The sequence below is a fragment of the Algoriphagus ornithinivorans genome, assembly GCF_900115305.1.
Taxonomy (GTDB): domain Bacteria; phylum Bacteroidota; class Bacteroidia; order Cytophagales; family Cyclobacteriaceae; genus Algoriphagus; species Algoriphagus ornithinivorans.
The window spans coordinates 111040-125980 of the sequence record NZ_FOVW01000002.1; the positions used below are offsets into that span (position 1 = coordinate 111040).

At 39.8% G+C, this 14941-nt stretch carries 10 protein-coding genes; 1 reads left to right on the top strand and 9 read right to left on the bottom strand.

Annotated elements, in window-relative coordinates; all coding sequences use genetic code 11:
• Window position 1: 1 nt before the first annotated feature.
• The 5 genes from BM073_RS02605 to uxaC are packed head-to-tail and all read right to left on the bottom strand — an operon-like array spanning window position 2 to window position 5815.
• On the bottom strand, window positions 2-1777 hold the full coding sequence (locus tag BM073_RS02605; RefSeq protein ID WP_091649952.1) for an acyl-CoA dehydrogenase: 1776 nt from the start codon (window positions 1775-1777) through the stop codon (window positions 2-4).
• A 10-nt stretch (window positions 1778-1787) separates the two neighbouring features.
• The gene (locus BM073_RS02610) at window positions 1788-2339 is read right to left on the bottom strand and encodes a sugar O-acetyltransferase (RefSeq protein ID WP_091649955.1); all 552 of its coding nucleotides are present in this window, start codon (window positions 2337-2339) and stop codon (window positions 1788-1790) included.
• Window positions 2336-3514, bottom strand: coding sequence for a mannonate dehydratase (gene uxuA, locus BM073_RS02615; RefSeq protein WP_245756358.1), 1179 nt, complete (start codon window positions 3512-3514; stop codon window positions 2336-2338). Before uxuA ends, BM073_RS02610 begins: the two co-directional genes overlap by 4 nt.
• 40 nt (window positions 3515-3554) lie before the next feature.
• On the bottom strand, window positions 3555-4373 hold the full coding sequence (locus tag BM073_RS02620) for an SDR family oxidoreductase (protein WP_091649958.1): 819 nt from the start codon (window positions 4371-4373) through the stop codon (window positions 3555-3557).
• Between the two features lie 2 nt (window positions 4374-4375).
• Entirely contained in the window at window positions 4376-5815 is a 1440-nt protein-coding gene (gene uxaC, locus BM073_RS02625; RefSeq protein WP_091649960.1) for a glucuronate isomerase, read from the bottom strand.
• 174 nt (window positions 5816-5989) lie between these two features.
• Between uxaC and BM073_RS02630 the strand changes: the two genes are divergently transcribed.
• Window positions 5990-7012 carry a LacI family DNA-binding transcriptional regulator gene (locus tag BM073_RS02630; RefSeq protein WP_091650900.1) on the top strand — a complete coding sequence of 341 codons (1023 nt, stop codon included), beginning with the start codon at window positions 5990-5992 and terminating at the stop codon, window positions 7010-7012.
• 96 nt (window positions 7013-7108) lie between these two features.
• On the opposite strand, the gene BM073_RS02635 is transcribed toward BM073_RS02630, so the two are convergent.
• The 4 genes from BM073_RS02635 to BM073_RS02650 all read right to left on the bottom strand — a co-directional run bounded on the left by BM073_RS02635 (window position 7109) and on the right by BM073_RS02650 (window position 14900).
• On the bottom strand, window positions 7109-8782 hold the full coding sequence (locus BM073_RS02635; protein ID WP_091649963.1) for a RagB/SusD family nutrient uptake outer membrane protein: 1674 nt from the start codon (window positions 8780-8782) through the stop codon (window positions 7109-7111).
• A gap of 17 nt (window positions 8783-8799) precedes the next feature.
• On the bottom strand, window positions 8800-11817 hold the full coding sequence (locus BM073_RS02640; RefSeq protein ID WP_091649965.1) for a SusC/RagA family TonB-linked outer membrane protein: 3018 nt from the start codon (window positions 11815-11817) through the stop codon (window positions 8800-8802).
• Window positions 11818-12152: 335 nt separating this feature from the next.
• Window positions 12153-13502, bottom strand: a complete 1350-nt coding sequence (locus BM073_RS02645; protein ID WP_091649968.1) for a Gfo/Idh/MocA family protein — start codon at window positions 13500-13502, stop codon at window positions 12153-12155.
• A gap of 12 nt (window positions 13503-13514) precedes the next feature.
• Window positions 13515-14900: a 3-keto-disaccharide hydrolase gene (locus tag BM073_RS02650; RefSeq protein ID WP_091649971.1), complete on the bottom strand. Its 1386-nt coding sequence runs from the start codon at window positions 14898-14900 to the stop codon at window positions 13515-13517.
• Window positions 14901-14941 lie beyond the last annotated feature (41 nt).

A 14941-nucleotide genomic window follows, 5' to 3' on the forward strand; every position in this document is an offset into this window, starting at 1 on the left:
ATTAAAACCAATCATTTTTCATTTCAAGAGTAGGGTAGCTCTCTGATTGAAGCCTTGCTGCAAGGGATTCTATTTTTGTTAGCTCATATTCCATAAAATATTCTGAGGCCATTATTTTACCTTTATAGAAAGCTTTCTCCGGAGATCCACCATTTAATTGACTTTGGGCGATATTGGATTGATCTAGCCATTTCCAAGCTACGCAAAGGATTCCGCACATTTCTAAGAATAAAGTGGCATCGGCAAGATAATATTCCAGGCCTTTTTTACTCCTTGCCAATACTTTTTCGGCTGTTTCTAAAACTATCCTATGGTATTTTTCAAATCTTGATTTCAAATTAGGGTCAAGGCTTGACTGATTTAGGCTCTTCAATATTTCTTGGTGAAGTAATTTCCAAGCTAGTCCTTCTGACATTAGGACCTTCCTTCCTAAAAGATCCAATCCATGAATCCCTGTAGTTCCTTCATGAATAGGATGTATTCGGGCTTCACGATAATATTGCTCTACAGGAAAATCCGTAGTATAGCCAGCCCCGCCTAAAATCTGAACAGCTGCAGATGTACTATGAACACCCATTTCTGATGGGTAGCTTTTTGCAATTGGGGTTAATAAGTCCAGCAATGCTTCCTTGGCTTTTTTCTTCTCTGAATTTGGCTCTCGCTGGACTTCATCCGCAAGTTTAGAGCAGTATAGCAATAGTCCCAATGAACCCTCAGTGACACTTTTCTGAAACAAAAGCATCCGTTTTACATCTGCATGCTCTATAATGGGAACTTGTGGTTGATTGAGATCTTTATTGTTAATTCTCCTTCCCTGAGGACGTTCTTTGGCATAGGCCAAAGAGGAATAATAAGCGGCCGTAGCAATTGCAACCCCATTCATTCCTACTCCAAGTCTTGCCTCATTCATCATTTGAAACATGTACTTCAAGCCAAGATTAGCTTCACCCACAAGATATCCTTCACACTGATCTTCTGAACCTATCATCAAATGAGCTATTGGGGCTCCTTTATAACCCATCTTGTGATAAATGCCCTGAGTTAATACATCGTTACTTTCCTGCGTATCAATTCGCTTTTGGGGAACTACAAAAAGAGATATTCCTTTTGTTCGTGCAGGTGCACCATCTATTCTGGCCAGCATGAGATGAATGATATTCTCACAGGCATCATGATCTCCACAGGATATGTAGATTTTTTGACCTTTAATTTTATAGACTCCAGCTTCATCTGTCGGAAACGCAGTAGTGCTTAGGTCTGAGAGGGAACTTCCTGCATCGGGCTCAGTCAAAGCCATGGTGCCCTGCCAAAGCCCAGAGTAGAGATTTGGTGTAAACTTTTCTATTAATTCCTGACTACCAAAAGATCGTATCAAGTTAGCCGCTCCAGTAGTCAAAAAAGGAAATACAGAGGCTGAGTAATTTGCTGCCTGAAGAATGAACCCCGCTGCAATATGTATAGTCCAAGGTAATTGTTGGCCGCCTTCTTCATAGCTAAAAGTAGCATTAATCCATCCATCCCTCCCGAATTGTTGTATGATGGATTTCATTCCTGGATGAATCTTGATTTTCCCGTCTTCTAATTGAGGTTCATTGCGATCCATCTCGGTAAGTAAAGGTCTCAAGGACTTTTGAGCTATTTGATCGGCAGCCTCAAGGATCATTTCAAAGGTTTCCCGGTTATGGTCTTGGAAATATTCGATTTGATTTAACTCATCAGCTTTTATCAATTCAAAAAGTTGAAACTTAAGGTCTCGCTTAGAATAAAATTGAGTCATGATTTTTAGCTTATAATTTTTTGATTATTCGGGCGGGATTACCTGCAACTATCACATCATCAGGAACATCTTTGGTTACCACAGATCCAGCTCCTATGATTGCCCTATTACCAATTTTTACTCCAGGGCAGATAATGCTACCACCTCCAATCCAAACATCTGATCCAACATGAATTTCTTTTCCGAATTCCCAAAGCTCTCCTCTGGTTTTTGAATCGATAGGATGGGTTGCGGGGTAAAATTGAACATTTGGACCCACTAAAGTTCTATCCCCTATGGTTACAGGGACTACATCCAATATCACACAATTGAAATTAAAAAAGACATGGTTGCCCAAAGAAATATTATAACCATAATCACAGGAAAAAGGGGGCTCGATCCAGCAGTTTTCACCGATGCTGCCCAGTAATTGGCTCAAGATATTTTGCCTTTTCTCGGATTCTTCCAGATCTGAAAAATTGAATTCCTTTAATAGCTTTCTTGCTCTTAGCCTCTCTGATGATAAAATAGGATCGCCGGCCTGATAGAGTTGGCCGGCGAGCATTTTTTCTTTTTCTGTCATTTGGTTTTGCTGTAAAGAAGTGCTTGCTCCACTCCTCTAATTTCAGCCAAACCTTTTAATCTTCCAATTGCAGAGTAGCCAGGGTTCGTTTTTTTTCCTAAATCATCCAGCATTTGATGTCCATGATCAGGACGCATAGGAATACTTTTTCCTCTTTTTTCCTGAATTTTCAGTATTTCATCAATTACGGCAACCATAGGCACATCGCCCTCCAAATGATTGTCTTCAAAGAAATTCCCTGCCTCATCTCTTTTAGTACTTCTCAGATGGATGAAATTGATATGATCACCAAATTCTGCAACCATTGCAGGTAAATCATTGTCCGGTCTTACTCCATAACTTCCGGTACAAAAGCACAATCCGTTATTTGGACTTGGGTTATCCCTTATTATTCTTCTTGCATCTGCAGCTGTTGACACTACTCTAGGCAAGCCATACAGCGAGAAGGGAGGGTCATCTGGGTGTATAGTCATATAAACTCCCGCCTCTTCAGCTACTGGAACTATAGCATCTAAAAAAAGCCTTAGATGTTCTTGAAGTTTAGATGCATCAATGCCTTCATAAGTTGAAAGCATTTCCCTGAACTCCTCCATGGTGTAACCAATTTCAGAGCCGGGTAAACCTTTCAGAATGTTATCTATAATCAGTTGCTTCTTTTCAGGAGAAAGGGCTTCGTAATATTGCCGTACTTCCTCAATTTCTTTGGGAGTATATTCCTCCAAAGCTGCAGGTCTTTTCAAAATAAAAAGGTCGAATGCCTGGACCGCCTTCTTTTCATAAAACAAGGCCTTGGATCCATTTGGAAGTTCTAGTTCCAAATCTGTTCTAGTCCAGTCCAGTATGGGCATGAAATTGTAACAAACAGTAAAAATTCCTTCAGATGCCAGATTTCTGATGGTTTGTTGGTAATTGGCTACCAGTTCCTGAAAGTTACCAGATCTGGTTTTGATACGCTCATGAACTGGAACAGATTCTACCACAGACCAGTTTAATCCGGCATCTTCAATAGTTTTTTTTCGAAGCAGGATCTCTTCTCTTGACCATATATCCCCATTTGGGATGTGGTGAAGGGCAGTTACAATACCTGTAGCACCTGCTTGACGAATATCTCTTAAACTGACTGGATCATTAGGTCCATACCATCGCATGGTTTGTTCCATTTTGAATAGTGCCATTGTCTTTTATTTAGGGTTTATTGGGTTGAGATCATGAAAATTAAACTCCGGAAAATGCACTAAAGCCTCCGTCTATCGGAATGATTGTTCCAGTGACAAAAGCAGAGGCATCTGAACAAAGCCACTGTAATGCTCCAAAGAGATCTTCTGGTTTTCCAAATCTATCCATAGGAGTATGCTCTATGATCTGATTTCCTCGACTGGTTAGTGATCCATCATTTTCCGTTAATAAAGTCCGGTTTTGTTCTGTGAGAAAGAATCCAGGTGCAATCGCGTTCACTCTGAAATCAGGACCATGTTTCTTCGCCAATTCCACAGCTAACCACTTGGTCATATTATCTATAGCGGCTTTGGCGGAAGCATATCCCATTACTCTCGTCATAGGTCTACTGGCAGCCATGGAGCTGATATTGATAATATTTCCTTTGTTTTGCGCCAGCATCAAAGGGAGAAAATGCTTGGTTGGAAGCACAGTTCCCAAATAGTTGAGATCCATTACCTTCTTCAAAGCTTTGGCATCCAGATCAAGAAAATTTTGATCAGGTCTGATTACAGCACTCGGCATATTTCCACCTGCTGCATTAATCAAGATATCAATCCTACCGACTGTTTTTTTTACTTCTTCTACAGCCTTTTTTAATTGGTCTTCATCGGTAACATCACATTGAAAGCCCTCAGCTTTTCCGCCTTCTGATTTTATTTTGACAATGAGATCTTCTATTTTAACTTCATTCCTTCCAAGGATCAAAATCGTAGCACCTTCTTTAGCTAAATACCTGCTCATTGCTTCGCCAAGTACTCCTGTAGCGCCGGAGAAGGCAATTATTTTTCCGGAAAGGTTGAAAAGAGAGTTACTCATTATCAGACGGTTATATTTTTTGAATTAAAGTCAAAATAGTTTTTGGCATTATGGTAGCAGATATCAGTAATGATTTTTCCCAGCCATTTTTCATCCCAGGGGAGTTCTCCATTTTCTACATCTTTTCCAAATAAATTGCAAAGGATTCTTCGGAAATACTCATGTCTTGGAAAGGATAAAAAGCTTCTAGAATCGGTCAACATACCTATAAAGCATGATATCAATCCCATATTTGATAATACATTCATCTGGGCTTCCATCCCGTCTTTTTGGTCTAAATACCACCAACCTGAGCCAAATTGAATTTTTCCTTTGGTGCTTCCATCATTAAAATTTCCGATCATGGTTGCAAATACCTCATTGTCTCTTGGATTGAGATTATAAAGGACAGTTTTAGCTAATTGATCCTTGCTATCAAGTGAATTTAAGAAGCCTGCTAATGCTTTGGCTTGATCAAAGTCCCCAATGGAATCAAATCCCGTATCCGGACCCAATTCACTCAATTTTCGGGTATTGGTATTCCGCAAAGCCCCCAAATGAAACTGTTGAACCCAGCCCTTGGAATGATACATTTTGCAAAGTTCCTGCAAGGTTTTGAATTTGAAATACTGGATTTCTTTGGGTTCTAATTTCTTTTTGAAGCGAATTAACTCAAATAGATCCTGAAGATTGAATTCGTCTTTTTCAAAGAAATATAATTGTTCTAAACCATGGTCACTTAGCCTACAACCCCTCTCATGAAAATATCCAATTCTATTTTCCAAAGCCGCTAAAAGATCTTCATAATTCTGGATGCTAATTCCTGCTGCTTCTCCCAGTTTTTCTAAATAGGAAAGATAGGCATCCGGGTTTTCTATGGCATAAGCTTTATCCGGCCTGAATGCAGGATACATGGATAGCCCGGTTTTTTTTCTACTAAAATTAACATGGTCATGTAGAGAATCAATGGGATCATCTGTTGAACAGATTACTTCCACTTTCATTTGCCCCAATAATCCTTGAGTGGCATATTCCGGCTTTTGAAGTAATTCATTGCAATGAAGATAAACTTCAGCTGCATTGGATTCATTTAATATTTCTTCAATTCCAAAATATCTTTTCAGCTCTAAATGAGTCCAATGATACAGCGGGTTACGCATGGTGTAAGGGACGGTTTGAGCCCATTTTTTGAACTTCTCTGAATCAGTGGCATTGCCTGTAATATATTTTTCGGAGATGCCCAATGTTCGCATAGCTCTCCACTTATAATGATCTCCAGCCAACCAAATCTGACTCATATTGGAAAACTGCCTATTGGAATTGACTTCTGAGGGAGAAAGATGGTTGTGATAATCTATAATGGGTAGATTTTTAGCGTAATCGTGGTATAGCGTCTTAGCAAAAGAGTTTTGCAATAAGAAGTCTTCGGATAGAAAATTCACTTGCGAATTAGTTGAAATCATGGGAAAAAGGTCATCAAATTAGCATTCCGTTTCAAACTTGAATTTACCCCGAATCGAGAGCATTTGAAGATTTAAATACGAAAACGTTTGCGAAATTTTCCGAACCATTTTACCAAGTGAGCGAAAATGATTCGTATTTTCAATGACTTTTATACTAACAAACCCAAAATAGTCATGAATAATGGAATCAGTCTCAAAGAACTGGCAGCTGAGTTGAATTTGGCGCCATCTACCGTATCCAGGGCTTTAAATGACAGTTACGAAATTTCCGAAGCCACCAAAAAAAAGGTGATTAGCATGGCGGAAAAACTGAATTATCAGCCTAATCCATTTGCCAGAAGTTTGAGGGAGAATAAGAGTAAAACCATTGCAGTTATTATCCCTGAGCGTATCAATTACTTTTTCTCTCAGGTGATCGATGGAATCGAAGAAATTACTTCTGAGCATGGCTATCATTTGCTGGTCTACAGTACCCACGAGGATGTAGAGAAAGAAAAGAAAATCCTCTCTTTGCTTCAAAATGGCAGAGCTGATGCAATAGTCATGTCTGTTTCCAGCCAAACAAGTGATGTTTCTCATTTGAAGCGCTTGCATGATAGAGGTTTGCCTATATTATTTTTCGATCGAATTTGTTCAGAAATTCCAACTACCAAATTCATCACCAATGACTATGAAAGTGCTTTCGAAGGGACTAAGCATTTGATTCAGCAAGGATGTAAAAAGATCGCATTTTTAATGCTGAGTAAAGAACTTTCCATCACCAAAGAAAGGCATAGAGGCTATGTGGATGCCTTGAAAATGGCTGGAATGGAACCTGAACCCGCATTTAGCCTGCATTGCTGTCATAGTGATGAAGATAATACTCAGTTGATTAGAGAGTTGCTGCTGTCCTCTAACAGACCGGATGGCATTTTATCATCAGTTGAAAAATTGGCTTTGGCCACTTATCAGGCAGTCAAAAAAACAAACTTGAGCATTCCGGATGATTTGAAGATTATTTCCTTCTCGAATATGAGTATTGCCGGATTGCTAAATCCATCCCTAACTACTATCACTCAACCTGCAGAAACTATAGGGGAGGAGTGTGCAAAGCTTTTAATCAAAAAACTGACGAAGCCCAGACAACCCGATCTTTTGAATCAGGTGATTACCATTCCCAGTAAAATTACGATTAGGGAGTCGACACTTGTGAGATAAAAGGTTTAGAAATTATTAGTCAACTTTAGTGTGCTGGAAATAAAAAAAACTGCTCCGAAAATCGAAGCAGTTTTTTGTTTGAAAACCAGCTAATTTTTAATAACCGGGGTTTTGAGGGAAAGCACTTGCTCCACCTTCAGCCCGGTCTATTTGATTTTGAGGTATAGGTCTAAGGGTATGGAAATCCTGAATATTTGGAGCTCCCTGAGGGTTGTATGCCTTAACTCTTTCTACCAAAATTCCCCAGCGTTTCAAGTCTAACCATCTAGTTTGTTCGCCAATCAATTCTCTTGCTCTTTCTTCAGTCAAAAATTCGAAAGTCATCTGAGATGGAGTAATTTCCATTTGACTACTTCTTCCTGGAAAAGCAGCTCTTCTTCTTACCACATTGATGGTTTCTGTAGCTTCAGCAACTTTTCCCTGTCTGAATTGTGTTTCAGCTAAAAGTAGGTAAGTGTCGGCAAGACGCATGGCGATATAGTCTCTTCCACCTTCAAACTGAGTTCTATCTACTCTTCCTGGATCTAAATGTTTGTTTAAGGATGGATACAGCTTTTCGGTATATCTACTTGGGGTAAGAACCTGGTAGGGCTTTTTCGCTTGCTCATCCAAAGGCATTTCAAACCCGGGTAGATAAATGGTTGTGTCTCCTTGCGCAAAGGTTACTTTCTGCTTTGTCGGGTCAAAGGTGGTATTGTATGTACCTGGTCTATTGGCAAGAAAATGATCAACAAATGATTTTTTATACCTACTGTCATTTACTCTTTCTCCAAATACAGTTTCCAAGCAATAAGTAGTTGGCTTATAGCGCTTGAAAGGCCTTCCATTTTGAGTATCCCGAATCATACCTGGTTGGATATCATATTCCATCAAGAAGAAAACATGAGCATTATTGCCGCCACCATTGGTAAGAGGGTCTCTGGTATATTGAACCGACCAGATTACCTCATCGTTGATCTCATTTCCAAAGCGATGTACATTTCCAAAATCAGGTAATAATCGTAATCCGTAATTATTAATTACATTTTTCAATAAAGGTTCTGCTGACGCATAATCTGCTGCGCTGCCTGCAGGTGAAGTTGCACGGGTTATATAAACTCTTCCCAGTAAATGCTCTGCAGCAGGTCTGGTTGCTCTTCCGTAATCGCTTGATTTAGCCTTGGCCTCCAGATTAGGGATGGCTTCCTGAAGATCTTGAATGATTGCAGCATAAACTTCGGAAACAGGTGCTCTGCTTACTTCTTTGGTAGGAACTCTGGTTTCGGATAATTGAAGGTCCACTGCTCCAAAAAGTTGTACCAATAAGAAATAGTGATGAGCTCTTATAAATTTAGCTTCTGCAACCCTCTGAGCTTTTAATTGGGAGGACATTCCGGTTACGTTCTCGGCTCTTTCAATTACAGCATTGCAGGTATTGATACCTCTGTACAATTCATCCCAAAGCTCACGAACATGTCCATTCTGAGAGTCAAATTGATTGGTATAGGTATTCATAAATTTCCAGCTACCGTCTGATCCATTGGTATAAATGTCGGTTCCGAAAATGCTGAAATTGTTTCCTCTTTCTGTTCCATACCAACTCCTCATTGTACTGTAGGCTGCATTTATGCCGTCATTTAGACCTTTTGGAGTGTTGAGGTAATTGTTCCCGATTTGTGAAATGACATCCTCCTCCAATAATCCATCGCAGGAAACAGCCATGGAGATGCTCAAAGCCAAAAAACAGGCTTTAGCTCCATACTTTATATTATTGATTAATTGCTTATTCATGAGATTGATTTTTCTGATTAAAACTTTGCATTGATTCCAAAAGTAAACTGGGTAACAGCAGGGGATATGTTAGCATTAACTACTCCACCTTCGACCCCTTGCTCTCCATCTATGAAAACCTCTGGATCTATACCCTTATGCTTTGTTCTGTACTCTGAGAATATAAAGGGTTGCTGAATACTGCTATAAATTCGCAGGCTTTGCAAACCAATTTTTTTAACTGCTTCTTGAGAGAAACTATATCCAAAATTGATATTTCTAACCTTCACGAAAGTTCCGCTGAAGTAGGACATAGAAGTATTATATTTCGGACGTTCTTGATTTTGATTTGGCCTTGGATAATCATTAGTCGGATTATTAGGAGTCCAATAATTCACGGCTAGGTTATTATATCTTCCAAACAGCGTATTGAAATTGTCATGGAAGGCTGATCTGATCATGGAACCAAATCTTCCAAATATGAAGAAGTTGAAATCAAAGCCTTTGTAGGCAAAACGATTAGTCATACCGATTGAGAAATCAGGGACTGCTGAGCCTAAAAATTGTCTGTCATCTGCATTGATTCTTCCATCGCCGTTGAAATCTTCCACCTTGATTTCGCCAGGAACATCGCCAAATGAATTAGCTACATCAGCTTCGCTCAATTGCCAAATTCCAACTTTCTTCAAGTCGTAAAATACAGTCAATGGTCGCCCAATAAATCTACCAGCAGCGATATCATCTCCGTTAGGTAGTGAAATGATTTCTTCTCGGTTTCTTGTGAAAATCAGGTCTGTGGACCAGGTGAAATCTCCTTTTTCAACATTTAAGGTAGATAGAGTTAATTCAATTCCCCGATTTTGTGTTTCTCCAATATTGGTAATAAAACCTCCAAATCCGGTTGAATTCGGCAATGGTTGAGGTGCCAAAAGATCGGAAGTATTGGTGACGTAATATTCCAAAGCACCTATTACTCTTCCTTTCCAAAGGGCAAAATCAACCCCAGTATTAAATGTTGTAGAAGTCTCCCATCTCAAATCCGGGTTACCAATTGAGTTTGGACGATAACCAAATGCAGGAGTATTATCAAAAGCATAAGTAGTACGACCAAGAAGTGCTTGCGTTTGATAAGGATTGATTGCTTGATTTCCAATCGATCCATAAGAGACTCTCAGTTTCAATTGATCTACGGATGAGGAATTTTTCAGGAAAGCTTCCTCAGATAAATTCCAGCCAACTGCCACAGAAGGGAATACCCCGTACCTATTGTTTTCTCCAAATCTTGAGCTACCGTCAGCCCTTACAGTACCTGTTAGAAGGAGTTTGTTTTTATAATCATAATTAACCCTTCCCATGAATGACATCAAAGCCCATTGAACCAAATTTGTGTTTGCTCCTGTGATTTGGGAAGCATCTCCTAAACGATGGAATAGTTGAGACTCTGCTGGTATGCCTAGTACACTTACAGTTGTCTGCTCAAAATTGTCTTTTTGAATGGACTGAAGAGCGGTGATGTTGATATTATGATCCTGATTGAATTTTTTAGTGTATGTCAGGATATTTTCTAGCGTGTAATTGAATCGAAAACGCTCATTAACACTTCCTGTAGCTGCCCCACCACGTCTTGCATTGGTTTGAGATCCTGTGAATCTTCCAGACCTGGCTATGTTAAAATCAGGACCAAAAACAAACCTGTATGTCAAACCTTCTGCAATTTGCCAATTGGCATAAATGGAATTGAAGATCCTGTATCTTTTGGTAAGATCGACTTGGGCTCCTGGTACAACTTCTGCAAAAGGGTTGGTTCTCAGACCATCAGACGTAGGTAAAAAGATCAAATTACCCTCATCATCAAAAGGCTTACCTAATGGATTTTCTTGCAGTGCACCACCTAGTGGGTTAAAGTCTTCTCCATTTCTTTCACTGTAAGATACTAGGGTGGAGGTTCCTATCTTAAACTTATCATTGATTTGATGATCGATATTCACCCTAAATGTATACCGGCTAAAATCCTGATTGATTACTACTCCCTTGTCATTGAAGTAGTTGGCGGAAACAAAGAAGGTGGTTTTATCACTCCCCCCACTTACTCCAATTTGATGACTTTGGATTGCACCGGTGCGAAGTAGACCTCCGATATAATCGGTGCTTCTTCCCATGGCTAAGCTTTCTAATTCTACTGGTTCAAAAATATTTGCATCAGCTTCTGGAGTGGCCGGACCTTCAGGGTAGTTTCCTGTAGCTCTTCTGGACTCTCTTTTGTATTCTGCGAAAGCAGGTCCATCAAAAACTTCAATTCTTCCCAATTCTTCATTGATTCCATAATAGGAGTCTAAAGACACTACTGTTTTACCTTTTGTACCTCTTTTAGTAGTGATTAAAACCACTCCATTCGCACCTCTTGAACCATAGATAGCTGTTGCAGAGGCATCTTTCAGAACTTCCATGGAAGTAATGTCCTGAGGGTTGATGTCATCCAATCCACCTACAATCGGAATTCCGTCTACTACATACAAAGGTTCGTTGGATGCATTGAATGATCGTCTTCCTCTGATACGAACCTGAGGTGCTGAGCCTGGCTTTGATCCGGGCTGTGTAACATCAACTCCAGCAGCTCTCCCTTGTAATGCCTGCCTGGCATCGGTGATTGGGAGCTCTTGGATTTCTTTGTTTCCAACTGAAGAAATTGCACCTGTCAGTTGACTTTTCTTGGCTGTTCCGTATCCTACCACAATCACTTCTTCCAAATCAGATAAATCTGGATTGAGGCTTACATTAATAGTAGTCTGATTACCAACTGTAACCTCTTTTGGGTCATAGCCAATAAAAGAAAATACTAAAACCCCGGTTGAAGGGGCTGAGATGGAATACTTTCCATCTAAGTCGGAGGTTGTGCCGCGGGTAGTTCCTTTCAATAGAATGGTCACCCCGGGAAGGGGATATCCGGTTTCGTCGGAAACGGTTCCGCTTACTTGCTGGTCTTGTGCTTTTGCCTGGAATACACCAAGCAAAAGAAAAAGCACTACCGTGAGGTAAGTGTAAAATTTTGGACGCATTGGATAAGGGTTTATTGTTAATTGATAGATAGATTATGGTTATAAATAGAGTTTTTCTAATGTGTATTAATGATACTTTAGAACTTTATTTATGATTATAATTTACCTATATATAAAACCCATAGCAAGGTGTCTAATAGTATAGATTACGGAATCGATTTCGTTTGCAAATAGCTATAAATCAGTTAAATAGTATTTTTCCAAGAATTATAAAAGATTATGAATGAGTTTGAAAAATAAAATTAGTCAATGGCATAAAATATCGTGTCAGGAAATAAAAAAAGGAAGACCAAATTATATAATTCAATCTTCCTTTTTTTGTTAATCAATATAAATTAAACCTTGGGAGGTTCCCAACCTTTTTCATATTGACGTGTCCATAAGGCCATGGCAGCTTTGGAGTTGGTGATATGACCATTTTTGGGATCACATTGTAATATTTCACCAGTTCTTGAAGCAATATTGGCTAAATGACAAAGCAGAGTACTTACAGCACCTTCTTCTATATTGGAGTTTTGTTTTTCTTTTCCTCTGACCGCGTTAAAGAAGTTGACCACGTGAGTGGTACTCATGTCGCCACCACCTCCGAGTTGCGTACCACCTTCGGAACCAGAAGATTGACTATCCTTAATCAGTTTTCCATTTCGATCAAAGTGCTTGTAGCCATTTCTATTGACAAATACACTTCCTTCAGAACCGTAGATGATTGTCCCTCTATCTGCTCCATAAGTATTCAGACCATTTCTACTTTTACCGTCCCATGTGATCGTCTTGTCTTTACCAAACTTAAAAGTTGCTTCCATGGTATCGTACATAGTCCAGCCATCATCCACAAAATGATACTTTCCAGAATCAACCATGACCTGTGAAGGATAATCTACTTGCAAAGCCCATCTTGCTACATCTAATTCATGGGTAGCATTATTACCTGTCTCTGCAGTGCCATAATCCCAACCGTACCAGTGCCAATTGTAATCCCAAGTGTCATGAGTGTATGCTCTCCTTGGAGCGGGACCTTGAAACATTTCCCAATCCAAACCTTCAGGCACTGGAGCAGGAGAGGGGTTGACTACTCTTCCACGCTGATTACTGTAAAAGGCAACTGCTTTATAAGCTTTACCGATTGCTCCATTATGAATGGCGGCAATGATTTCTCTACTTTCAGGAGCTGAGCGTTGCTGATTTCCCATTTGAACTACCTTATTGTATTTCTTCTGTAAGGCAATCAACAATTCTCCCTCTTTTGGATTATGGGAGCATGGCTTTTCAACGTATACGTGTTTTCCTCTTTCCATTGCAAGCCATGTTCCAGGTGCATGCCAATGATCCGGAGTAGCATTGATCAAAACATCCAAGTCCTTGTCCTCCAAAACCTTCATGATGTTCCCTTCCAATTTGGGCTGATAAGAAATATGCTTGGAAAAATTGCCTGCTGCTTTGGTCATTTGGCTTTGCATTACATCACAGAGGTATAGCAAATTTACATTGCTGGATTCCAAAGCGATTGGCTCGTAAAAAGCTCCCAATCTTCTTCCCAAACCAGCAATGGCTACATTCAATCGTTCATTGGCACCAATGATTCTACCATAGGATTTGGCTGAAAAGCCCACAGCTCCCAAAGCCGATAAGCCTAGGGTGGCTGCCGTGCTTTTCTTGATAAACTCTCTTCTATTTTGCTTGCTCATGGTTTTTGGGTCTTAGTTCAATGTTTTGATTTTGATATTTTTAAAGCTGACTTCATCACCATGATCCTGCAAAAGGATATGGCCCTGCTCTGCCTCGCCAAAGTTTTCCCAGATTTTATACTTACTGATTGCCACAAGGTCTTTGTACTCCTGGGATCCTCTGACATATTCTACTACTTTGATGCCGTTGAGATAATGTTCCACTTTATTATCAGGATGCACGACTATTCTACCCTTATTCCATTCTCCGATTGGCTTCAAAAATCTTGGTTGCTTTTCTGCTTTGATCAAATCATACAAGGAAGCTAAGGTTCTGTTACCTTCTCTTCCCATTTTGGCATCAGGATGTCTTTCATCATCCAAAATCTGATATTCCAAGCCAATAGCTGAACCTGAATTTTCTTCCTTCAAAGTGACAAAATATTTCACTCCACTATTGGCTCCTTCTGTTAATTTGAAATCAAAAGCTAAGTCAAAAGCACTAAACTCTTCCGTTGTCACGATGTCTCCTGCATGGGTAGACTCACCGCCACCTGAAGCAGCAATGGTTAATATTCCATCAGTCACAGACCAACCGAAATCAGGGAAGCTGTCTTTATAGGCTCCAACCCATCCTTCTGAGTTTTGACCATTAAATAAAAGTCTCCAACCCTGAGTTTTTTCATAATCTGTCAACTCATTCAGACGGTTATTGACCACGAAAATGTCTTTGTTGAAAGGTTGAGGATCTAGGTTTTCTGTTTTGATCCTTACATTTCTGAAATAGGTTTTTCGACCTGCATCTTCTGGCTTTTGGATACTATGAACCTGAAGACCAACAAAACCGCTTTTATCCATATCATCCACTACGTAGGCGACTTCCTGTCCATTCAACCAGGTTTTGATTTCATCCCCAATTACTTCAATTCTATATTGATTGTATTCACCTAATTTGAAAGCTGATTTAGCTTCAGGATTGAGCTCCAAGGGATAAAGCCACCCTCTTCTGGCTTCATCATATATACCAGCTGACCAAGCTCGCTCGGTTGGGTCCGCCTCAATTTGGTAGCCGTATACTAATCCTTTTCCGTCTCTGCCATCGGGATCAAATTGTCCTCTAGCCATCACTCCTGAATTGGAGGAAACATGCTCTACCTTAAGCTCTAGCTCAAGAATAAAATCTCCGAATGTTTCCTCTGTGATTAAAAATGTATTGGGAGAGCCAGCAACTGCGGTTCCAATGATTTCGCCATTTTCTACAGCAAAAGAGGCTGTTCCGGCAACTGCCTTCCAACCGCTTAAATCTTCTCCATTAAATAGGTTTTTCCATCCATCCGCGTTTTCTTTTTCACCGGAAGAACATGAAAAAAGGAAAATACTACTGAGAAGGGCAAGGGTGTAAATTGATTTTATCTTCATGCAAAGTCTTGTTTATTCATTCTAAATTGAAAATTTCGAGG